The sequence below is a fragment of the Mesorhizobium sp. WSM3626 genome (assembly GCF_000513935.1).
In the GTDB taxonomy this organism is placed as follows: Bacteria; Pseudomonadota; Alphaproteobacteria; order Rhizobiales; family Rhizobiaceae; genus Mesorhizobium; species Mesorhizobium salmacidum.
In genome coordinates this window covers 147,202-169,531 of the sequence record NZ_AZUY01000005.1, presented here as the reverse complement: position 1 = coordinate 169,531, position 22,330 = coordinate 147,202, and the positions used below count along the sequence as shown (strand labels likewise).

General features: G+C 65.2%; 19 protein-coding genes. 10 read left to right on the top strand and 9 right to left on the bottom strand.

What is annotated here, in order from left to right:
* Window positions 1–21: 21 nt before the first annotated feature.
* Window positions 22–198 (bottom strand): hypothetical protein, encoded by a 177-nt coding sequence (locus M653_RS01000000132125; protein WP_198028721.1) that lies wholly within the window; start codon window positions 196–198, stop codon window positions 22–24.
* A 97-nt stretch (window positions 199–295) separates the two neighbouring features.
* The gene (locus M653_RS0106150) at window positions 296–2,302 is read right to left on the bottom strand and encodes a BTAD domain-containing putative transcriptional regulator (RefSeq protein WP_051442609.1); all 2,007 of its coding nucleotides are present in this window, start codon (window positions 2,300–2,302) and stop codon (window positions 296–298) included.
* 249 nt (window positions 2,303–2,551) lie between these two features.
* Here M653_RS0106150 and M653_RS0106145 point away from each other — a divergent pair, with 249 nt between their 5' ends.
* The 3 genes from M653_RS0106145 to M653_RS0106135 are packed head-to-tail and all read left to right on the top strand — an operon-like array spanning window position 2,552 to window position 5,543.
* A complete protein-coding gene (locus M653_RS0106145; protein WP_027142535.1) occupies window positions 2,552–3,640 on the top strand; it encodes a pyridoxal-phosphate dependent enzyme in 1,089 nt (362 codons plus the stop codon).
* 11 nt (window positions 3,641–3,651) lie between these two features.
* Entirely contained in the window at window positions 3,652–5,136 is a 1,485-nt protein-coding gene (locus M653_RS0106140; protein ID WP_027142534.1) for an aspartate aminotransferase family protein, read from the top strand.
* A gap of 50 nt (window positions 5,137–5,186) precedes the next feature.
* Window positions 5,187–5,543, top strand: coding sequence for a hypothetical protein (locus tag M653_RS0106135; RefSeq protein ID WP_027142533.1), 357 nt, complete (start codon window positions 5,187–5,189; stop codon window positions 5,541–5,543).
* A 34-nt stretch (window positions 5,544–5,577) separates the two neighbouring features.
* Here the strand turns inward: M653_RS0106135 and M653_RS0106130 are convergent, their stop codons facing one another.
* Window positions 5,578–7,098: a winged helix-turn-helix domain-containing protein gene (locus M653_RS0106130; RefSeq protein ID WP_027142532.1), complete on the bottom strand. Its 1,521-nt coding sequence runs from the start codon at window positions 7,096–7,098 to the stop codon at window positions 5,578–5,580.
* A 222-nt stretch (window positions 7,099–7,320) separates the two neighbouring features.
* Between M653_RS0106130 and M653_RS0106125 the strand changes: the two genes are divergently transcribed.
* The 5 genes from M653_RS0106125 to M653_RS0106105 all read left to right on the top strand — a co-directional run bounded on the left by M653_RS0106125 (window position 7,321) and on the right by M653_RS0106105 (window position 13,389).
* Window positions 7,321–7,560 carry a DUF1127 domain-containing protein gene (locus tag M653_RS0106125; protein WP_027142531.1) on the top strand — a complete coding sequence of 80 codons (240 nt, stop codon included), beginning with the start codon at window positions 7,321–7,323 and terminating at the stop codon, window positions 7,558–7,560.
* Window positions 7,561–7,676: 116 nt separating this feature from the next.
* The gene (locus M653_RS0106120; RefSeq protein WP_027142530.1) at window positions 7,677–8,048 is read left to right on the top strand and encodes a hypothetical protein; all 372 of its coding nucleotides are present in this window, start codon (window positions 7,677–7,679) and stop codon (window positions 8,046–8,048) included.
* Between the two features lie 110 nt (window positions 8,049–8,158).
* Window positions 8,159–8,785, top strand: a complete 627-nt coding sequence (locus M653_RS0106115; RefSeq protein WP_027142529.1) for a CDGSH iron-sulfur domain-containing protein — start codon at window positions 8,159–8,161, stop codon at window positions 8,783–8,785.
* A 308-nt stretch (window positions 8,786–9,093) separates the two neighbouring features.
* Window positions 9,094–11,136: a hydantoinase/oxoprolinase family protein gene (locus M653_RS0106110; protein ID WP_027142528.1), complete on the top strand. Its 2,043-nt coding sequence runs from the start codon at window positions 9,094–9,096 to the stop codon at window positions 11,134–11,136.
* An 84-nt stretch (window positions 11,137–11,220) separates the two neighbouring features.
* Window positions 11,221–13,389, top strand: a complete 2,169-nt coding sequence (locus M653_RS0106105) for a malate synthase G (RefSeq protein ID WP_027142527.1) — start codon at window positions 11,221–11,223, stop codon at window positions 13,387–13,389.
* A 54-nt stretch (window positions 13,390–13,443) separates the two neighbouring features.
* Here M653_RS0106105 and M653_RS0106100 read toward each other — a convergent pair whose 3' ends face one another.
* The 3 genes from M653_RS0106100 to M653_RS0106090 form a co-directional block, all read right to left on the bottom strand.
* On the bottom strand, window positions 13,444–14,547 hold the full coding sequence (locus tag M653_RS0106100) for an acyltransferase (RefSeq protein ID WP_032935037.1): 1,104 nt from the start codon (window positions 14,545–14,547) through the stop codon (window positions 13,444–13,446).
* A 201-nt stretch (window positions 14,548–14,748) separates the two neighbouring features.
* Entirely contained in the window at window positions 14,749–16,281 is a 1,533-nt protein-coding gene (locus M653_RS0106095) for a YifB family Mg chelatase-like AAA ATPase (protein WP_027142525.1), read from the bottom strand.
* A 259-nt stretch (window positions 16,282–16,540) separates the two neighbouring features.
* Entirely contained in the window at window positions 16,541–17,152 is a 612-nt protein-coding gene (locus M653_RS0106090) for a class I SAM-dependent methyltransferase (RefSeq protein ID WP_027142524.1), read from the bottom strand.
* Between the two features lie 415 nt (window positions 17,153–17,567).
* On the opposite strand from M653_RS0106090, the gene M653_RS0106085 reads away from it, so the two are divergent.
* The gene (locus tag M653_RS0106085; RefSeq protein WP_027142523.1) at window positions 17,568–17,942 is read left to right on the top strand and encodes a cupin domain-containing protein; all 375 of its coding nucleotides are present in this window, start codon (window positions 17,568–17,570) and stop codon (window positions 17,940–17,942) included.
* Between the two features lie 10 nt (window positions 17,943–17,952).
* Here the strand turns inward: M653_RS0106085 and gshB are convergent, their stop codons facing one another.
* From gshB to M653_RS0106070, 3 genes are all read right to left on the bottom strand, one after another.
* Window positions 17,953–18,897: a glutathione synthase gene (gene gshB / locus M653_RS0106080; protein WP_027142522.1), complete on the bottom strand. Its 945-nt coding sequence runs from the start codon at window positions 18,895–18,897 to the stop codon at window positions 17,953–17,955.
* A 71-nt stretch (window positions 18,898–18,968) separates the two neighbouring features.
* Window positions 18,969–19,343: a GtrA family protein gene (locus tag M653_RS0106075; protein WP_027142521.1), complete on the bottom strand. Its 375-nt coding sequence runs from the start codon at window positions 19,341–19,343 to the stop codon at window positions 18,969–18,971.
* A 3-nt stretch (window positions 19,344–19,346) separates the two neighbouring features.
* Window positions 19,347–20,348, bottom strand: a complete 1,002-nt coding sequence (locus M653_RS0106070; RefSeq protein ID WP_027142520.1) for a glycosyltransferase — start codon at window positions 20,346–20,348, stop codon at window positions 19,347–19,349.
* A 122-nt stretch (window positions 20,349–20,470) separates the two neighbouring features.
* Between M653_RS0106070 and M653_RS0106065 the strand changes: the two genes are divergently transcribed.
* Window positions 20,471–22,306, top strand: a complete 1,836-nt coding sequence (locus M653_RS0106065) for a GtrA family protein (protein WP_245262066.1) — start codon at window positions 20,471–20,473, stop codon at window positions 22,304–22,306.
* Window positions 22,307–22,330: the final 24 nt, after the last annotated feature.

The window sequence follows — 22,330 nt, the reverse complement described above, 5'->3', positions numbered from 1 at the left end:
GAAAAGCGGGTTCGGCCTGATCTATCGCACCGACCCGGTAATAGTCCGGTCGACATCGGGAACGGACTTGCGATCGTTGCCGGCAAGGGCGGCGATGAGCAGCAGGCTGGCCACGACCGGAACGAACAGCACGGCGACGCGGGCCTGAATATGAAGAATGGCGCGCCATTCGCTGCGCTTGTCGGGGCTGTTGCTCATCATACTCACTTTGCCATGGCCCCCCGGAGGTCACATAGCCGTGAACGGTTAAGCAACTCCTGCCGACTTCGTTAATGCAGGCGATTCAAGCCTGAAATCAGCCGAGCCCGATCCGCCTGGCGCCTTGCCGGAACAACGCTTCGGCGTCGGGCTCGAAGCGGAACGTGCCGATGAAATCGTCGGCGCGGTAATCCGGCAACGTCTTGCGGATCGCGGCGGCAAAGCCGCGCGCCTCGTCGAGCCGCCCCGCCAGCGCCAGGCAATGTGCCGCGATCGCCAGGATGATGGCGTGCGCGTTCGGCCGCGCCGCTGCCTTCAGCGCCCATACGGCTGCCTCCTCGAACTGGCCGAGCCGGACATGCGACATCGCCCGCGCACCCAGCATGCCGAACAGCAGCGGGTCGAACGGGCTGAGATGGCGCGAATGGTCTGAGGAGCTTATTGCCGCCTTCGGGTCGCCCGACTGCGAATGGACGAAGGACAGCGCGTAGTGGCCGAGTGCGAAATTGGGGCTGAGTTTCACCGCCTGTTCCAGTTCGCCGAGTGAGCCCTCCTGTTCGCCGCGCAGCCACAGCGCCCGCCCCATTGCCCAGTGCGCGGCCGGATTGTGGTCGTCGACCAGCAGGCTCTGGCCGGCGCTCTCGAAAGCCAGCGCGCTTTCCCGGTCGCGGTCGCCCCAGCGCTGGAAGGCGTTCTGCCAATGGGTGAAGGACAGGCCGGCATAGGCGCGGGCGAAGGTCGGATCGAGCTGCAAGGCCCTGGCAAAGAAATGCCGCGCCGTTTCGTTCTCGGCCTGCGTGAAGCGATACATGTGCCAGAGGCCGCGGTGGTAGGCCTCCCAGGCGTTGAGCGAGTTGGGCGCCTTCAGCAGGGCTCGGTTACGCTCGACGGTCTCGACCTCCACCGAGATCGACGACACGATGCTGTCGCCGATGTCGTCGAGCACGGCAAAAATGTCGTCCGGACGGTGCTCGAAGGTCTCGGCCCAGACGATCCTGGCGGTACGCACCTCGACGAGTTCGACGCTGACGATCAGGCGGCCGGCCATGCTGCGCACCGTGCCGGTGGCGAAATAGTCGACCTTCAGCCGGCGACCGGCCTCTTCGGGTGCGATGCCCTTGTCGGCCAGTGCGAACACCGATCCGCGCGCGATGACGAAGAAATCCCGCAGCTTGGCGAGACGGGTGATGATGTCGTGGGTGAGGCCGTCGGCCAGCCCGCCGCGCAGGCCGGATTCCTCGACGAACGGCATCACCGCCAGCGACGCATGGCTCGGCTCGAGTGGACCGGAGTCGAGTAGACCGGAGTCGGGCGGACTAGGTGTCATCAATTGCGATGCTGTGGACTGGCAGGCTGGCTGTGGCCGCGGCGAGGCAGCCGACTGCTGGTCGCGGATCATGCGCCAGGCTGTCCGCAGCGGCGCGAAATCCAGGTCTTCCGACTGGAACAGCTGTGCCGCCCCCGCCAGATGCTCCTCGGCCGCGGCGATCTCGCCGCGCCGGGCGAGGCTCGCCAGCAGCGTCGTATGCGCGCGCTCGTCGAAAGGCGCGAGTTCCACCCATTTGTCGAGATGCGTGATCCCCTCGTCGCAATCAGCGGGCAGGCTCGCGACGAGCCGTTCCAGCACCGCCGCGTGGACGGACCGGAAGCGGCGGCGCTGGCCGATCAGCCAGCTGTTGAAGTGCGGATTGCGTTCGAGTTCCAGCCCGTCGAGAAAATCGCCGGCGAAGAGTTCTGCCAGCGCTCGCAACCGCTCCGCATCGAGCGCGTCGATCCCGTGCGCGGCGGCATGGCTGATCTCCAACGCATCGACAAGGCAACCGCCGAGATCGAGCGCGACCATATCGTCCTGCGTGCGGACATGGCGCCGGTCGGGCGTGTCGAGAGCGCCGCGCAACTTGCTCAGGCACCAGCGCAGCTCGCCTCGCGGATCGTTGGGCACGTCCCACAGAAGTTCGCACAGGCGGCCGCGCCCCACCGGGTGCGGCGCCAGCACGAGATAGGCAAGCAGCGCCCGCAGCTTGCGCGAGGCCGGCAGTCCCATCGGAATACCGTTACGCGTGATCGCCAATTGGCCGAGCAGGCGCACGGACAGGCCCGGCATACCGCCGTCCTGGCTCGATGGTGCGGATTCCACGTCCGTTTCCACGCCTGCTCCCACGCTGGCCTGTCGGCCCCTGCTTTATCACCAAACACGATCTGGCGCATCCGGCGGCGAATTTCGCGCCGGCAGCGGTCATTGCCGCATCGCCGGCAATGTCAGTCCTAGCGCGGCAAGGTCTCGAAAGCTCGCCGCCCGGGCCGCCGGTTCGTAACCGGTCCGTGAAAATGAACACGATCGAGGAGATCAACAATGTTGAACAAACAGAAAATCAGGACCACCGCCGGGCGCGGCCGCCTGTTCGACAGCATTCTCGACACTGTCGGCGACACGCCGGCGGTGCGCATCAACAATCTCGCGCCGGCCCATGCGACCATCTACGTCAAGGCCGAGTTCTTCAACCCGGGCGCCTCGGTGAAGGACCGGCTGGCGCTCAACATCATCGAGGAGGGCGAACGCAGCGGCGCGCTGAAGCCGGGCCAGACCGTGGTCGAGGCGACCAGCGGCAACACCGGCATCGGCCTCGCCATGGTCTGTGCGCAAAAAGCCTATCCGCTGGTCGTCACCATGGCCGACAGCTTTTCGGTCGAGCGCCGCAAGCTGATGCGCATGCTCGGCGCCAAGGTGGTGCTGACGCCGCGCGCCGAAAAGGGTTTTGGCATGTACAAGAAGGCGGTCGAGCTGGCCGAGGCCAATGGCTGGTTCCTCGCCCGCCAGTTCGAGACGGCCGCCAATGCCGCCATCCACGAGGCGACGACCGCGCGCGAAATCATCAACGATTTCGCCGGCTCGCGGCTCGACTGCTTCGTCACCGGCTATGGCACCGGCGGCACCGTCGTCGGCGTGGCGCGAGTCTTACGCCGCGAACGGCCCGATACCCGCATCGTGCTCTCCGAGCCGGCCAACGCGCAACTGATCGGCAGCGGCAAGGCGCAGCTGCGCGGTGCCGATGGCGCCCCCGCCGCCAGCCACCCGGCCTTCGAGCCGCACCCGATCCAGGGCTGGACGCCGGACTTCATCCCCAATGTCCTGCAGGAGGCGATCGAAACCAGCCTTTATGACGAAGTGATGCCGATCGCAGGGCCAGAGGGCATCAAATGGGCGCGGGCGCTAGCCCAGAAGGAAGGCATCTTCACCGGCATTTCCGGCGGCGCCACCTTCGCCGTGGCGCGGCAGGTCGCGGAGAAGGCGCCGGCGGGATCGGTGATCCTGTGCATGTTGCCCGACACCGGCGAGCGCTACATGTCGACACCGCTGTTCGACGGCATCGAGGCCGAAATGGATGCCGACGAGCTGGCGCTGTCGCGCTCGACGCCCGGCTGCCAGTTTCCGGCGGCTTGACGGAGGCAGTCATGGACATCGCGCGAGAAACCGTCGGCATGGTGGCCGAGGAAACCCTTGACCCCGACTGGGCCGATGTGCAGGCCTTGTCGCACCGGGTCGTCGACGATGCCGTCGATTATCTGCGCGACGTGCGCGACCGCCCGGTGTGGCGGGAGATGCCGGCCGATGTGCGGGACTTCTTCACCGCCCCGTTGCCGCGCTCGCCTGCACCGCTTGCCGCCGTCTACGGCGAGGTCTCGCGCACCGTGATGTCCTACCCCATGGGCAACATCCATCCGCGCTTCTGGTCCTGGTACATGGGGTCGAGCAACTTCACCGGCGCGCTCGGCGATTTCCTGGCGGCGATCCAGGGCTCCAATCTCGGCGGCGGCAACCACGCCGCCGGGCTGATGGACAACCAGGTGGTGGACTGGTGCAAGGAGATGCTGGGCTTTCCGGCGTCGGCCTCCGGCACGTTGGTCAGCGGCGGCTCGATGGCCAATATCATCGGGCTGACCGTAGCGCGCAATGTCAAGGCCGGCATCGATGTGCGCGAACACGGCGTCGCCGCCATCGAAAAACCGCTGCGCTTCTACGGCTCGGACCAGATCCATTCCTGCCATCGCAAGGCGATGGAAGCGCTCGGGCTCGGCAACCGGGCGCTGCGCCGCATCCCGACGGATGCCGGGCTGCGCATCGACATCGACGCCTTGCGCGCGGCGATCGCCGAGGACCGGGCAGCCGGCTTCAAGCCGGCCTGCGTCATCGGCAATGCCGGCACGGTCAACACCGGCGCGATCGACGACCTCAGGGCGCTTGCCAAACTCGCGCACGAGGAAGGCCTCTGGTTCCATGTCGATGGCTGTATTGGCGCGCTGATCGCGATCGCGCCGCAAAACGCCCACCGCGTTGCCGGTATCGAATGGGCCGATTCGATCGCACTCGATCCGCACAAATGGCTGCACGCGCCGTTCGAGGTCGGCTGTGCCCTGGTCAGGGATGCCACAGCGCACCGCCGGACCTTCGCGGTGACGCCGGAATACCTGGAATCGACGCCGCGCGGCCTCGCATCCGGCGAATGGCTGCACGACTATGGCCTGCAGACCTCGCGCGGCTTTCGCGCCCTGAAAGTGTGGATGGCGCTGAAGGAGCATGGCGTCGAAAAATTCGGCCGCCTGATCGACCAGAACATCGCGCAGGTCTCCTATCTGGCCGGGCTGATCGAGGCCGAGCCTTCGCTGGAGCTGGCGGCAGCGCCGACCATCAACATCGTCTGCTTCCGCTACCAACCCGGTTTGGCGGGCGAAGCGCTGAAGGCGCTCAACACCGAGATCATGCTGCGGCTGCAGGAACAAGGCATCGCGGCACTCTCCGACACCACCGTGCATGGCGAGCACTGGCTGCGTGTGGCGATCACCAATCATCGCACCCGCCGCGACGATCTCGATCTGCTGGTGCGTGAAGCGGTGAGGCTGGGGCGTGAGATCACTGCGGAGGGCCGCGTGTCTTCCTAGTTCCGGGCGGCCGTGCGAACCTGCCCGCGATGATTCGGGGGAGGTCGGCGGTGACGCTGTTTCGCATGGTTGCGCTGGCGGCTCTGGTCCTGGCCAATTCGGCCGATGCCGCCGACATGGCCTTTTTCGTCAAGAACCTGCGCAAGGAGGCGGTCGCGGTCGAGCTGTTCAGCCGCGACCGTGAGACCGTCTGGCCGGGCAACGACAAGGTGTTCCTTGTCGATCCGGATTCGCAGAAATCGGTGCCGATCTCCTGTAACCAGGGCGAACGCATCTGCTATGGTGCCTGGGTCGACGGCAACGACAAGATTTCCGCCGGCGTCGGGCCAGACAACGACCAGCCCTGCGATACCTGCTGTTTCATCTGCGTGGAGCACACGACCGAGACGATCGACCTGGTGCCGTGATCGGGGATCCAGTGCAGGCGGTCATTCCGGCGCGTCAGTCTGGAAGGCCGGCCTTGTGGAAGCCCTCGATGAAATGCTCACGCGTCGCGTCGTCGCGGAACGGCTCGGTCATCACCCAGTGGCGGGTCGTGAAATGCGGATTGCCGACGAGGAACAGCTCGACCTCCGCGCGCGCCTCGTCGAGCCGGCCAAGTTGCGCAAGGCTTGCCGCAAGAAAGCGGCGTGAGCTGGTGCGGTAGGTCTCGTCCCGGCGCAGCGTCTCGACGGCGGCAGCGTAGTCGCGCGCCGCATATTGCGCCTGGCCGAGCGTCAGATAGTACCAGCTTGCCGGAAACGGGTTCAGCCGGAACGCCTTGCGGATCTGCTGCAGGCCCTCCTCCACCCGCCCGGCGAGCGTCGTTATATCGGACAATGTCGCCCAGGCATCGGCCTCGTTGGGGTCGAGTTCGAACGCCCTGGCGAATTCGGCATCCGACTCGGCGAAATCATGCTCATAGGCAAGCAAATTGCCGAGCACCCAGTGGCAGCCGGCATCGTTCGGATCGATCGCGACCGCCTTGCGCGCCAGGTCCAGGGCAATGCGGCGGTTGGGGTCGATCGGCTCGCCCCAGTGCACCCATCCCATCCAGTGGTTCATGGCGAGCCAGCGATAGGCCTCGGCGTAGTCGGGGTCGAGCGCAACCGCGCGCGTCAGCATCAGATGCGCTTCCCGTGCCGTCTGCGGCGAATCGTCGATCAGCTTGCGCGCCCGCACGCACAGATCGTAGGCATCGAGATTGGTGGGCCGGTTGCGTGGCGGCGGCGCGCGCAGCCGGCCGAGCAACGCCTCCACGATCTTGGCGGTCACCTCGTCCTGGACGGCGAAGATATCGTCCAGGCCGCGGTCGAAGCGTTCCGCCCAGAGATGGTCGCCGCTCGCCGCGTCGACCAGCTGTGCGTTGATGCGCACGCGCCCCGCGTCACGCCGCGCGCTGCCCTCCAGCAGGTAGCGGACGCCAAGTTCCCTGGCGATCTCGCGCACATCCATCGCCCTTCCCTTGTAGGCAAAGGTCGAATTGCGCGCGATGACGAACAGGCCGGAGATCCTCGACAGGTCGGTGATCAGGTCTTCGGTCAAGCCGTCGCAGAAAGCGTCCTGCCCGGCATCGTTGCTGAAATTGACGAAGGGCAGCACCGCGATCGATGGTTTGTCAGGCAGCGGCAACGGTTTTCGCTTGGCGCCGGCGAGCTGTTCGACGGCTCCCGTGAAGCGGTAGCCGACGCGCGGAACGGTGGCGATCCATTCACCGCCTCCTTCACCCGCAATGCCGGGCGGACCGAGCAGCTTGCGCAATTGCGCGATCTGGACGGTGAGGTTGCCTTCCTCGACGGCCATGCCGGGCCACGCAGCATCCATGAGTTCGGCCTTCTCAAGGATTTCGCCGGCCCTTGCGACCAGCGCCGCGAGCAGCTTCAGCCCGCGATAACCGATGGCCACGGGGACGTCGTGCCGGAGCAGCGTTCCCGCACCGGCATCGAGCACGAACGGGCCAAAGGCAAAGCGCTCTCCCTGCATGGCGCATCTATAGAGCAATTCCAGGAAAAGTGCGAAGCGGTTTGCCCCGGAGAAGCGCATAGCGCTTTCCCTGCAGGAATTGCGCGAAAACAAAGAGTTAGACGCCCGTTTGGAACTTTTGAGAACTATTTGGCGGGCCTTAATTACGGCGGCGTTCGCGTCCCGCAGAATGCAACCTCTTTCAGTTCGAGGGCCTAGAAGTCCGCCCCCACGGAGGTTGTCATGAATCATATCCTTGTTTCGGTTCCGCCGGCAGTGCGGCAGCCCGCAAGTCCCACGCAAGCGCCGCGTCGGCACCTGGCGGTCTTGCGAAACACCATAGCGGCCTGGCGCGAGCGGACACGCTTTCGCTGGGACCTCAAGCGAATGTCGGAGGTCAGTCCGCATCTGATCGACGACATCGGTTTGACGACGCCACAGGTCGAGGAAGAAATCGCCAAACTGCCCTTCTGGCAGCGATAAGGCGAAATGCCGCGATGATTTGGACGGGATTGCCGGCATCATCCCTTTAGTGCCCGCCCGCGTCGTGCCATGATCCCCCATCGGCCGTGGGGGCCGATTCTACATCGGGGGTTTTCATGTCTTTCACATCAGCGCGCCGGCTCGCCGCCGCGTTTTCGCTTGCCGTCCTGTTTGTATCGACCGCCCATGCCGGCGACGTCACCTTCGCCGTCAAGAACAGCCATCCCAACGCCATGCGCCTCGAGCTCTACAGCCAGGACCGCGACTATGTCTGGCCCGGCGATGGCAAGGATTTCTATCTCGATGACGGCGAGACCAAGCAGCTGCCGATATCCTGCAATGAAGGCGAATCGATCTGCTACGGCGCCTGGGTCGACGGCGACGAAGGCACCTATTGGGGCGTCGGCCCCGGCAACAAGGAAAAATGCGAGGATTGCTGCTATACCTGTAGCGGCGGCGAGACCGAGGAGATCGATCTGGTCCCCTGACCGGTTTGCCAGCTTGACGGGTTTCCCGCTGGGGGACCATAGCCCAAACACCCAAGGCACGCCGCGTGCATTCAGGCGCGGTGTGCTCCAGGCACACAGGGAGCACGCCAATGGCCGGTATGGTCGAAAGCGACAAGATCGACGTCGGATTTTCCGGCAAACGCTGCATCCACTCGCGCAATTGCGTGCTCGGCGACCCAAATGTCTTCGTGCCCAACGCGCCGGGCCAATGGATCCATCCCGAGGCGGCCAGCGTCGAAAAGATCGTCGCGCTGGCCGAGAATTGCCCCTCGGGCGCCATCACCTATATGCGCAAGGATGGCGGACCGCAGGAAAAGCCGCCTGTGGTCAACACCGTGCGGTTGCGCGAAAACGGTCCGCTGGCGGTGCATGCCGAGATCGTGCTTGGCGACGAGACATTCTTCCGCGCCACGCTCTGCCGCTGCGGCGCCTCGCAGAACAAGCCGTTCTGCGACAACAGCCATATCAAGGCGGGCTTTGCCGCCACCGGCGAACCGGCGCTGAAGGACACGCCCGCACTGGAGGCCCGTGACGGCCCACTGAAGGCGACGCCTACCACCAACGGCCCGCTCAAGCTCGAAGGCAATGTCGAGATCGTCACCGGCACCGGCCACACGGTCGACCGCGCCACCAAGGTCTTCCTGTGCCGCTGCGGCCACTCGGCGAACAAACCGTTCTGCGATGGCAGTCATAAGAAGGTTGGGTTTGTGGGATAGCTGCGTTGGCGCGAGGCGCCCCCCTCTGCCCTGCCGGGCATCTCCCCCTCAGGTGGGGAGATCAGCTGCCACGCCGGGTTTCGCCTATCGCCAACGTTGCTGGGCCAGTGCCGGTGCTGAGACTGCCAATCTCCCCTTGAGGGGGAGATGTCCGGCAGGACAGAGGGGGGCGCCTCACGCCGACCTTTCAATAAATTCTCCACCGCGCCAGTGCCGCGTCCCTTGGCCCATCTCTCCCGGCTTTATCCGCAAGCCCGTATCGGCTAAGGGCAGGCAACCAAACCATTTCCCCGGACTTTCGCCCCAAAATGACCGCCAAATCCAAGCCCGCCCCTCTCTTCCTCGGCATCGACACCGGCGGCACCTACACCGATGCCGTGCTGTGGTCCGAGACTGAAGGTCCGCAAGAGGGGCCGAACAAGGGCAAGGTGCTGGCCAAAGCCAAGGCGCTGACCACGCGGCATGATCTGGCCGTCGGCATTTCGGGTGCCGTCGACGCGGTGCTGGAAAAGGCGGCCACCGATCCGGCTGACATCAAACTGGTCTCGATGTCGACGACGCTCGCCACCAACGCGCTGGTCGAGGGACAGGGCGGCCGGGTGGCGCTGGTCATGATCGGCTTTTCCGAGGTCGATCTTGCCCGCGATGGGCTGAAGACGGCACTCGGCACCGACCCGGTGGTGTTTTGTTCCGGCGGCCATGATGTGCACGGCAACGCGGCAAAGCTCGACCTGTCCGGGCTGGAAGCGATGCTGCCGGAACTCGGCGCGTCGGTGTCCGGCTTTGCCGTCTGCGCCTATTTCGCCACCCGCAATCCCGCGCATGAGATCGCCGCCCGCGAGCTGATCCGCGACAGGACCGGCCTGCCGGTCACATCAAGCCACGAACTGTCGGCCAAGCTCGGCGGGCCACGCCGTGCGCTCACCACGCTGCTCAATGCCAGGCTGATCTCGATGATCGACCGGCTGGTGGCGGCGACCGAGGGGTTCCTTCAGGCGCGCAACATTGCCGCTCCCCTGATGGCGGTGCGCGGCGATGGGGCGCTGGTTTCGGCGGCGTTTGCCCGCCAGCGGCCGATCGAGACGATCCTCTCCGGTCCCGCCGCCAGCCTGGTCGGCGCCCGCCACATGACCGGGCTCGATAACGCGGTGGTCTCTGACATCGGCGGCACCACCACGGATGTCGCTGTGCTCGATGGCGGCCGGCCGCGGCTCGATCCGGAAGGCGCCACCGTCGGCGGCTTCCGCACCATGGTCGAGGCGGTGGCCATGCGCACTTTCGGCCTCGGCGGCGATTCCGAGGTGACGCTGGAGGATGGCGCGCTCAATCCGAAGATCCTGCTTGGGCCGCGCCGCCTGGTGCCGCTGGCGCTGGCCGGCATGGCGCATGGCGAGGCGGTGACGGCGGAACTCGAACGCCAGTTGCGCGCCCCCAACACCGGCCGCATGGACGGCCGCTTTGCGGTCCGCACCGGCGTGCCGGACCGGCTCGCCGCGGGGCTGACCGCACCCGAGGCGAAGCTCTACGAGGCGATCGGCGCGACGCCGCTTGCCCTCGACAGGCTGCTGACCTCGAATGCCCAGAATGCCACGCTGAACCGGCTGGTTTCGCGCGGGCTGGTGCATATCTCAGGCTTCACGCCGTCGGACGCCGCGCATGTGCTTGGCAAGCAGGCGAACTGGGATGCCGCCGCTGCCCGCCTTGGCGCCGAACTGTTCGCCCGCAGGCGCGATGGCCGTGGCCAGGCGATCGCGCCCTCCCCGGAAGCAATCTCGGAGCGGGTGCTGGTGACGCTGACGCGCTGGTCGGCCGAATACATCCTGGAAACCGCCTTTGCCGAGGACGGGCTCGACGGCGCGGCGACCGTGGCGCACGCGCTTGTCCAGCGCGCCGTCGACGCCCACCCCGGCATCGCCCGCCTCAGCGTCGCGCTCGACCGGCCGGTCATCGGGCTCGGCGCTTCGGCTCCCCTGCATTACGCCGGCCTGGCGCCCTTGGTCGGCAACGAGTGCGTGGTGCCCCGGGATACCGATGTCGCCAACGCGCTCGGTGCCGTCGTCGGCCAGGTCAGGGTCTCGGCCGAGGCGCGCGTCAGCCAGCCCAAGGAGGGTTTGTTTCGCCTGGCTTCAGGTGAAACGGTGCGCGATTTCCTCGACGAGGCGGCGGCGATAGCAGCCGCCGAGGCCGACGTGCGCGCCATTGTCGCCCAGCGGGCCCTTGATGCCGGCACCGACAGCGCCGAGATCGACGTCGCGACCGAGTTCCGGGTCTCGACAGTGGAGGCCCAACGTATGTTCATCGAAGCGCATGTCGTGGCGGTGGCCTCGGGCAGGCCAAGGATCGCGGTTTGAGGGCGCATTCTTCCCTGAGCTGAATTGACCCCGCAACCCCAAACATGCCAAACGCCCCGCAAAGCTTTCATCTGGAGTAGCCTGATGACCGATCGCATCGAGATCGCCGGATTGCGCATTGCCCGCGAGCTGCATGACTTCGTCGTCGACGAAGCGCTACCCGGCACCGGCATCGAAGCGGCGCACTTCTGGAACGGCTTCTCGGCCATCGTCCATGATCTCGCACCCAAGAACCGGGCGCTGCTCGCAAAACGCGACGCCATGCAGGAAAAGCTCGACGGCTGGTACCGCGACAATGGCGCGCCCATCGACATGGACGCCTACAAGGCGTTCCTGAAGGAGATCGGCTATCTCGTTCCGGAAGGGCCGGCCTTCAGCGTGTCGACTGAAAATGTCGATCCGGAAATCGCCGTCGTCGCCGGACCGCAGCTCGTCGTGCCGGTGATGAACGCGCGCTATGCGCTGAACGCCGCCAATGCGCGCTGGGGCTCGCTCTACGACGCGCTCTACGGCACCGACGCCATTCCCGAAACCGATGGCGCGCAGAAGGGCAAGGGGTTCAACCCGGCGCGCGGCGCCAAGGTCATCGCCTGGGCCAAGGATTTTCTCGACCAGTCGGTGCCGCTCACCTCTGGCAAATGGGCAGGGGTGAACGGCCTGTCCACTGCCAATGGCGCCCTGAAGCTCAGCGCCGGCGCCGGCTCGACGACGCTGGCCGATCCCAAACAATTCGTCGGCTATCGCGGTGACGCCGCCAACCCGCAAGCCGTGCTCCTGGTGAAAAACGGACTGCATGTCGAAATCCTGATCGACCGCGCCAACCAGATCGGCCGCACCGATCCGGCCGGCATCGCCGACGTCATCCTGGAATCGGCGCTGACCACCATCCAGGATTGCGAGGATTCGGTCGCGGCTGTGGATGCGCAGGACAAGGTCGCCGTCTACCGCAACTGGCTCGGCCTGATGAAGGGCGACCTGGCCGAAGAGATCAGCAAGGGCGGCAAGAGTTTTATCCGCAAGCTCAACCCCGACCGCGTCTACACCGCGCCCGCCGGCGGTACGCTGACCGTGCCTGGCCGCTCATTGATGCTGGTGCGCAATGTCGGCCACCTCATGACCAATCCGGCGATGCTGGACCGCGACGGCAGCGAGGTGCCGGAAGGCATCATGGACGCGGCGATGACGGCGCTGATCGCGCTGCACGACGTCGGACCGAAGGGGCGGCGGATGAACTCCCGCGCCGGCTCGATGTATGTGGTGAAGCCGAAGATGCACGGGCCGGAGGAAGTCGCCTTCGCTGTCGAAATCTTCGACCGTGTCGAAGCCCTGCTCGGCATGGCCCCAAACACCATCAAGATGGGCATCATGGACGAGGAGCGGCGCACCACGATCAATCTCAAGGAGGCGATCCGCGCCGCGAAGGAGCGCGTTGTCTTCATCAACACCGGCTTCCTCGACCGCACCGGCGACGAGATCCACACCTCGATGGAAGCCGGCCCGATGATCCGCAAGGGCGACATGAAGCAGGCCGCGTGGATTTCCGCCTACGAGGCCTGGAATGTCGACACCGGTCTCGAATGCGGGCTCGCCGGCCATGCCCAGATCGGCAAGGGCATGTGGGCGATGCCCGATTTGATGGCGGCCATGCTGGTCGAGAAGATCGCCCATCCCAAGGCCGGCGCCAACACCGCCTGGGTGCCCTCGCCGACGGCGGCGACGCTGCACGCCACGCACTATCACAAGGTCGATGTCCACGCCGTCCAGGCGGCGCTGAAGAGCCGGCCAAAGGCGAAACTCGACGACATCCTCTCGGTGCCGGTGGCCGTGCGGCCGAACTGGACGCCCGACGAAATCCAGCGCGAGCTCGACAACAACGCGCAAGGCATTCTGGGCTATGTCGTGCGCTGGATCGACCAGGGCGTCGGCTGCTCCAAGGTTCCCGACATCAACGATGTCGGCCTGATGGAAGACCGCGCCACGCTGCGCATCTCCTCGCAGCACATCGCCAACTGGCTGCGCCACAAGGTCTGCTCGGAAATCCAGGTCAGGGATTCACTGCAGCGCATGGCCGCGATCGTCGATCTGCAGAATGTCGGCGATCCGCTCTACCGGCCGATGGCACCGGATTTCGACAATTCCATCGCCTTCCAGGCCGCCTGCGACCTGGTGTTCAAGGGGACGAGCCAGCCAAATGGTTACACCGAGCCGGTACTGCATAAGCGGCGGCTGGAGCTGAAGGCAAGACAGGGCTGAGCTGGCGCGCCATCTCGGCATGGTCCGCCGCAGATGCGCCGTAGCTGTGCAAGATCACGCGTTTGCCGCCACCGCATCGTCTTGGACGGGTTCAGGATGGCTGCGACGTGGCTTCAGCCGGAGAAGCGGCTGCTCCAGGACACGGTAGCTTAGCGTTGCCGCCAGAACACAGTGTGCCAGACCTGCCAGGCAGGTGGTGGCGTAGTTTTCCGGAATGTGGGTCAGTTGGAGCAGGGCCTTGCCTTGATCAAATGACCAGGCGTGGAAAACGTAAAGGCCGAAGGAAATCGTCCCAAGATAGGCCAGCGGTGGCCAGCGCAGCAGGCGGGCGACGTTTTGCGCGTAGAGCGCGATGTGAAGCAGCGAGCCGGCAAAAAGCCCGGCCGGGAGGTAGGCCAGAACCGATCCGAGGGGCGTGTGGATATAGGGCAGGAAAACCAGCCCGATCCCGCTCAAGAGAAATACAGCCGCGACCAGCGGCAGCGGGAATTTCCTGGTCAGGCCCATTGCGATGAGAATGCCGACGATTGTCGATTCAGGTCTCAGCAGCGGCGTCATGTAGATCGTTTGAAATGACATTCCGCTCAAGGCAAACGCCACGCGCCCAAGTAGGCACAATGGCAGAATGCAGAGGAGGCCGGCGGCAAGGGCGCGCTTGCCGATGCTGAGATACATGAGGAACAGAAAGGGCAGAAAGAGATAGATCTGGAATTCGTAGGGCAGCGACCAGAGTTGGCTTGTGTATCTAATGGCTCCTCCGTTCTCCGGGAACCAGTCGATATAGTTGCCGACAAACGAGGCCAGACCAAGAAGCCATCCATAGGCAGCGGGATTCAGAGTGTCGTAGACGAGCAGCATCGCGAGCGGAAAGAGCACCATCAGCGGATAGATGCGCAGCAGCCTTCGTACGAAGAATTGCGAGATGGAAATTCTTCCTGCTCTGGCCTGCTCCTGTTCAAACAGCCGGAAGAGCAGGAAACTGGATAGGGCAAAGAATATCTCGACCCCGACCCATCCCTGTCTCTGAACCATGACGACCGAAACGTATTCAGCGGGCGCGGGAAAATGGAAGAAGAACACCATGGCAAACGCCAGAAATCTGAGGCCGTCCAGTTGGTCGGTCCGAAGTCCGTCGATGCTGCTTCTCGAAGAGGGCATGTTGCAAAACCTGCGAGAACTTAGTGACGGCTGGGCGCCAACCAGCCGTCAAGGCCGCGCCATGATCCGAACGCTTCGAGCGCTAAAGCAGGCAGCTAACAGAAGTTCGATAATTAACCTTTTACATTCGTACGGAGATAGCCAGATCTAGGCTCCAAACCGCGCTCGCCCACCCCACGAAGCGCGTCGCGAGCATCGGGCCTACGCCGCCTGCGCCATGCGCTCCGCACTCATCCGATAAGAAATCGCTTCGGCCAGATGGATGCGGCCGACAGCCTCGCTGGCGTCGAGATCGGCGAGCGTGCGGGCCACTTTCAACACCCGGTGGTAGGCCCGTGCGGAAAAGGCGAGTTTTTCGCTGGCGTCCTTGAGCAGCGACAGGCCGGCGGCATCCGGCATGGCGATCGCTTCGATGACTGCGGGAGAACAATGCGCGTTGGTGGTGGCGCTGCTGACGCCGAGCCGTTCGAAGCGCTCGCGCTGGAGGGTGCGGGCGCGGCCGACGCGCAGCGCCACATCGGCGCTCTTTTCCGCCCGGTCGGGCCGGATCAGGTCGCTGGCCGATACCGCCGGCACTTCAATGCGAAGATCGATGCGGTCGAGCAGCGGGCCTGAGATGCGCGCCTGGTAGTCGGTGCGGCAGCGCTCGCCGCGCAGGCAGCGATAGCCGGGTTCCCCGGCCATCCCGCAGCGGCACGGGTTCATCGCCGCCACCAGCTGGATGCGTGCCGGATAGGTGACGCGGTGGTTGGCGCGCGCGATCATGCAGTCGCCGGTCTCAAGTGGCTGTCGCAGCGCATCGAGCGTCTGCGGCGTGAATTCGGGGAACTCGTCGAGGAATAGCACGCCGTGATGGGCGAGCGACACTTCGCCCGGCCGCGCGCGTATGCCGCCGCCCACCATCGCCGCCATCGAGGCCGAATGGTGCGGGGCGCGGAACGGCCGCCGGTCGGTCAGCTTGCCTTCCCCGAGCTCGCCGGCCACCGAGGCGATCATCGAGACTTCGAGCAATTCCTTCGGCGCCAGCGGCGGCAGGATCGACGGCAGACGCTGCGCCAGCATCGATTTTCCCGAGCCCGGCGGACCGATCATCAGGAGGTTGTGGCCGCCGGCTGCCGCGACTTCCAGCGCCCGTTTCGCCGTCTCCTGGCCCTTGATGTCGGCGAGGTCGGGCAGGTCGCGCGCCGAGGCGTGGATGCCGGCCTCGGGGCGCGACAGCACCTGCGTACCGCGAAAATGGTTGGCTATGGCAATCAGGCTGCGCGGCGCCAGAATGTCGAATTCCCGCCCCGCCCAGGCCGCTTCCGGCCCACAGGCGAAGGGGCAGATCAGGCCCTTGCCCTCGGCATTGGCACCGATCGCCGCCGGCAGCGCACCGGCGACCGCGGTGATCGTGCCGTCGAGCGACAGCTCGCCGAGCACGACATAGCCGGCCAGCATGTCGCCCGGAATGGCGCCGAGGGCCGCCATCAGGCCGAGCGCGATCGGCAGATCGTAGTGGCTGCCTTCCTTGGGCAAATCCGCGGGCGCCAGATTGATCGTTACTTTTTTCGACGGCATCGACAGGCCGGAAGCATGAAGGGCCGCCTGGACCCGCTCGCGGCTCTCGGCCACCGCCTTGTCCGGCAGGCCGACGATGTGCATGTTGACCTTGCCGGGCGCGATCATCACCTGCACGTCGACCGGCACGGCCTCGATGCCCTGGAAAGCGACCGTACGAACCCGCGCCACCATATTCTGCCCCCGATGCCGGCTCGCCCCAGCCCTTGTGAACAATCCGCGAGCGACGTCAGCTCAAGACAACCACAGATTTCAGGCTTAGGCAAGAACAATACAAGAACAAAGGCAAACGGGTGCATACCGTCGGATGGGGTCACTGTCGTCCGTGTCAGCCTGTTGCCTTGTGCGCGGGTCTTCCAGTGTTCGCAACGCCCCGGATTGAGCGGCACGGGATGAGGGCGAACGCGCGGCAACCCGCGCCGGAAACGGTCGGTCAGCGCGCGCTGTTCACCGCCAGGAAGGTGTTCCATCCCCGCTGCTTCCTGCCGACGCGGAAGCTGTGGCTGACAAGCTCCATGCCGGCGGCCTCGATGCGCGCGGCGAAGGCGTCCTTGCGCCAGTCGACCGTAAGGTATCTGCCGCCCGTTTCGCCGTCGCCGTCGCGCATCGAGACGACAAAGGCACCGCCGGGCCGCAATGAACGCGCAATCTTCGCCAGGACCTGGTCGATCTGGTCGCGAGGCACATGGATCAGCACGGCGAGCGCCACCACCGCGTCGTAGGGACCGCCAAGCTCGTCGGTGATCACGTCGAGGCGTTCGCCGGTCTTGCCGCGCGCCGCCTGCAGTTCGAGAAAGCGCCGCGTGGCGTCGGTTCGGCGGACCTTGACGCCAAGGCCCTCCAGGAAATCCGCATCGCGGCCCGGTCCGGATCCGATCTCCAGGACTTGGCCGCCCGGCCCGGCGATCGCTGCGGCGCGCTCGAGCGCGGTCCGGTCGTTCGGGTGGGGAATATGCCCGACAATCTCGTCATAACGGACCGCGTAGTCCTCATACGACTCGATCGTCCGGCGGCTCTGCGCCAGGGTTTTCGCCGGTATATTCATCGTTCCCTCCTGTCCCTGTCCGCCAGATTGCGCTCAGCGGATACTGCCATAAGGCGCGTGGCCGTCGAGCATGCCGATATCGCGCTTGAGATGGTCGGACAGCCCACGCTGGTCGAGCAGGCGGGGCGACCGCCTGCTATCGCTGACCGACAGCCCCGATCAAACCCGGAACACCTCCGGAACCTGTAACCGCCCCGGTTGCACAGCGCTTGTATGCGGTTGCAGAAAGCGGAACATGGTTAAGACAAAATGAAAACAGGCTGTTCGGCCCGGCGCCGCCGGAGAGGAGCGGGCACAGTCAACAGGCATTTTAGAAACTGCTTATAATTGTATGCCGACTCCAAATGGGATATGAATCCGGTCGCGGTTCCGACAATCGCACGTCAGGCTCCGCGTCGAGTACAGGGAGGATGACATGGCCGGTGTGGAAGTCACCAAATTAGCGTCCAAGTCTCACAACAGCCCGGATGAAGTTCGCACGCCGGACAAGACGCGCGTCGAAGTGGTGCGTCTTCCCGGCTATACGTTGGGCCGGCTCAACATGGAGCCGGGCTGGAAATGGTCCGAATGCGTGAAGCCGGTGGTCAAGACAGACAGTTGTCAGGTTTCGCATGTCGGCTACGTCGTCTCGGGAACCATCACCGTCAAAATGAATGACGGAACCCAGAAAACCTTCGAGCAGGGCACATCCTATACAATTCCGCCGGGCCACGACGCCTGGGTGGAAGGCAACGAACGCTTCGTCTGCATCGAAGTCATGAGCGCCGAACAGTATGCCCGACCATCGTAGGATATAGGCGCTATTTCCCGCGTTTGCCTTCGACGGCGTCCCAGAACAGGCTGGCGATGTCGGCGCCGCCGAAGCGTTGCACTTCGCGCACGCCGGTCGGCGAGGTGACGTTGATTTCGGTCATGTAGTCGCCGATGACGTCGATGCCGACCAGGATGAAGCCGCGCTCTTTCAGCGACGGTCCGATGCGGGCGCAGATTTCGCGCTCGCGTTCGGTCAGCTCGGTCTTCTCCGCGCGGCCGCCGACATGCATGTTGGAGCGGGAATCGTGCTCGGCCGGTACCCGGTTGATGGCGCCGACCGGCTCGCCGTCGATCAGGATGATGCGTTTGTCACCCTTGCGCACATCCTTCAGGTAGCGCTGCACGATATAGGGCTCGCGGAACAGCTGGCCGAACATTTCGAGCAGCGAGGCGAGGTTGCGGTCGGCTTCCAGCAGATGGAAGATGCCGGCGCCGCCATTGCCGTAGAGCGGCTTGACGATGATGTCGCCGAACTCCTTGCGGAAGGCGGCCACCTCGAGCGGATCCTTGGTGATCAGCGTGTCCGGCATCAAATCGGGAAACTCGGTGACGAAGATCTTTTCCGGGCTGTTGCGCACCCAAGCCGGGTCGTTGACGACCAGCGTCTTCGGATGGATGCGCTCGAGGATATGGGTCGTGGTGATGTAGTTCATGTCGAAGGGCGGATCCTGGCGCAGCAGGATGACGTCCATCTCCGACAGGTCGGTGCGCACCTTTTCGCCCAGCGAGTAGTGGCTGCCCTTCTCGTCGTGCACCTGCATCTCCTCGACGCGGGCAAACACCTTGCCGTCGCGCAGCGACAGCCGGTCTGGCGTGTAGTGGAACAATTGATGGCCGCGCCGCTGCGCTTCGAGCGACAGCGCGAACGAGGTGTCGCCGGCGATCGACACGGTGGAGACATGGTCCATCTGGACGGCGATTTTGAGCTTCATGGCGGATCCCCAACGCAGTCAACGCATGCGATATAAGGGTCGCGGCGCCTTCTGCCAATCGGGCCACGCCGCTAACGGTCGAAGACCAGCCGCGAGTAACCCAGGAAGGACAGCGTCATGGCCACCAGCGATGCGATGGCAAGCGCGCCCAGTGGTGGCGCCGCCGGCAGCACCAGCAGGATCGCCGAGTAGACGGCGTAGTTGACGATGCTGGTGGCGACGCCGACGCCGCCATAGCGGGCGCCTTCCTGTGTCACTCCCCTGCTCGACGGCGAGAAGGTCAGATGCCGGTTGATCTGCCAGGTGACGCAGAGCGCGAAGCCGATCGAGAGCATGCGGCTGACGAAGGGCCCGAGCGGCGTGGCGGCGAGCAGCAGCCACAGCGCCGCCGCGTCGGCGACGAAACCGATGCCGCCTGCGACGACAAAGCGGACGACGCGTTGCATCGTTCAGGCCGCGCGCGAAGCCTTGCCCCGTTCCGGCTTCTGAACCACATCGCCCGTGCGGCGCTCGACCCGGCCCGAAGGCATGGAGAGATAGAAGATACGTTTCTGTTCGGCGCGCCCACGCGAGACCGAATCAAGGATCAGTCCGGTCACCGCCGCCAGCATGGACAGAAGCAGCAGCCCGACCGAAAGCACCCATGTCGGCATGCGCGGTACAAGGCCGGTTTCGGCGAATTCGACCAGCACCGGCGCCATCAGGAACAGGCTCGAAGCCAGGAAGAACAGCGAAAAGGCGCCGAAGAAGCGCAGCGGCTGCGTCTCCTTCATCAGCATGGCGAACATCCACAGGATCCTGGCGCCGTCGCGGAAGGTCGACAGCTTCGACGACGAGCCTTCCGGCCGGCGTCCGTAGTCGAGCGCAATTTCGCTGACCGGCAATTTGAGCTGCGAGGCGTGCACCGACATTTCGGTCTCGATCTCGAAGCCGCCGGACACGGCGGGAAAGCTCTTGACGAAACGCCTGGTGAAGACGCGGTAGCCGGAGAAGATGTCGGTGAAATCGTCGCCGAACAGCCATTTGTAGAGGCTGTTGAAGACACGGTTGCCGAAGGCATGGCCGGCGCGGCCGGCATCGTCGGTGACGCCGCGCCTGGTGCCCACCACCATGTCGCAACGTTCGGTCAAGAGCGTGTTGATCAGTTGCGGCGCGTCCTCGGGCGCGTAGGTGCCGTCGCCATCGGCCATCAGATAGATCTCGGCGTCGATGTCGGCGAACATGCGCCGCACCACATTGCCCTTGCCCTGGCGCGGCTCGCGAACCACGATGGCGCCGGCCGCGCGGGCGCGCAGGGCCGTCAGATCCTTCGAATTGTTGTCGTAGACATAGATGGTTGCCGCAGGCAGCGTCTCGCGGAACCGCCGCACCACCTCGGCGATGGTCAGCTCCTCATTGTAGCAAGGCAGGAGCACGGCGATGGTGGGTTCACGGCTGATGTCTTGCGGCATTTTCGTCTCCGAATGCCTTGTCGACCATGCGGCCGCGCTCCGGAAACCGGCCGCGTTCAGGCGGTTTTACTATTTATTGAAGCCGTTAAGGCTAGGTTTAAGACCGACTTCACGAGTGTCGATTGGCCTGGAAAGGCCCGGCATTCACGCCAAGGGCGATCGGGATGGGCACGGCAAGGGGAACTTCCACCTGGAAGTCCGATATCGGATTCGCGTTGCTTGCCGCCTTGCTGCTGCTGGCGCTCGAGGTCCAGCAGGGATTCCCGCAACTGGCCAATCCGGCGGGCGACAATGACAGCCTGCTGCAGTTGGTCGAAGTCCGCGACCTGCTGGCGGGCCAGGGCTGGTTCGACCTGCACCAGTACAGGATGGGTCTCGAAGGCGGCTTCGTCATGCACTGGTCGCGGCTGCTCGACGCGCCGCTGGCGCTGAGCATCCTTGCCGTTTCGGCCGTGACGGGCAGCACCGCCTTGGCCGAACAAATCATGCAAATACTTTGGCCCGCGCTGCAGTTCTGGCTCGCGATCTTCTTCATCGTCCGCGCCGCGCGTGCTTTCGCCGGCCCGCACGCGGTGCTGCCCGCCGCCGTCGTCGGCGGGGCGGCCTTGTATTACATCGGGATTTTTTCTCCAGGCGCGCTCGATCATCACAATGTCCAGTTGATGCTGACGCTGGCGAGCCTCGCCCTGCTGCTCGAGGCGCCAACGCATCGGCCGGCTGCCCTCGTCGCCGGCCTCTGCGCCACGCTGACCCTGGCTATCGGCATGGAAAGCGCGCCCTATGCCGGATCCCTCGGCGCCGTCGTCGCGCTGCTGTTTCTCGGCAATCGGGAGGGTGAAAGGCTGATCGCCAGGGATTTCGGCCTCGGCGTCGCCGGCGCCTCGGCTCTCGTCTTCGCCGCAACCATCCCCGTCTCGTCCTGGGGCCAGGCCCAATGCGACACGTTCTCGGTCGTGCAGTTCGCCGTCACCGGGCTTGCCGGCGCCGGTTTGGCAATCATTGCTTCATGGAAGGCCGCCAACGCGACGGCCGCCCGGCGCCTGATGTCGCTTGGCCTGCTTGCCGTCGCTCTCGCTCTCGTCGTGGGGCTCGTGTTTCCGCAATGCCTGGCGGCCCCCTATGCCCATCTCGATCCGCGCCTGCAGCAAATGTGGCTCGGCTATATCGAGGAGGCGCAGTCGATCGTTCAGCTTGTCTTCGACGATCCGGCCAGGGCGGTGGCGCGTTTTGCCACGCCATTGGTGGCGATCGTCCTGATGGCGCTCCGCTTCAGCCATGGCGGCTGGCGGCGGCAGGACAGCCTCGTCGCCGCGCTGCTGGTGGTGGCGGTCCTGGTCAGTGCCTGGGAAGTGCGCGGCTCGACCTTCTCCATCGCCTTCGCGGTGATCCCGCTTTCGGCCTGGATCGCCAAATGGCGGCAGCGGGCCGAAGCCAGCCCGTCCAGCGGTACCGTGCTCAGGATGGCGGCGGCCTGGCTGATCTCGGTCAACGCCATCTGGTCGGGTGCCGCTCAAGCCGCATCGAGCGCCTTCGCAACCGCTGCACCCGCCAGGGATGCCGGTATCGATGCGCCCTGCAACAGCAAGGCTTCGTTCGCCGTGCTTGGCGCGATGGCCCCCACCACGGTGCTTGCCATCTCCAATCTTGGCTCGCCGATCCTCGCCTTTACCGGTCATCGCGTGTTCGCCGGGCCTTATCATCGCAACGTCGCCGGAAACCTGCTCGTGTTCGACGCCTTGCTGGGCTCGGCCACCGACGCGAAAGCCGTCGTCGAAAGCCACCATGTCGGCCTTGTCGCGCTCTGCCGCGGCAACCCGGAAAGCCGGCTGTTCACGGCCAGGGCGCCGGACGGTTTTTTGGCCGGTCTGATGCGCGGCAACGTGCCGGAATGGCTGGAGCCGGTGGCGGAGACCAGGGGCAGCCCCCTGGAACTCTACCGCGTCCGGCTCGGCGGCTGATCCAACCGGCAGCCGCTACTCCTT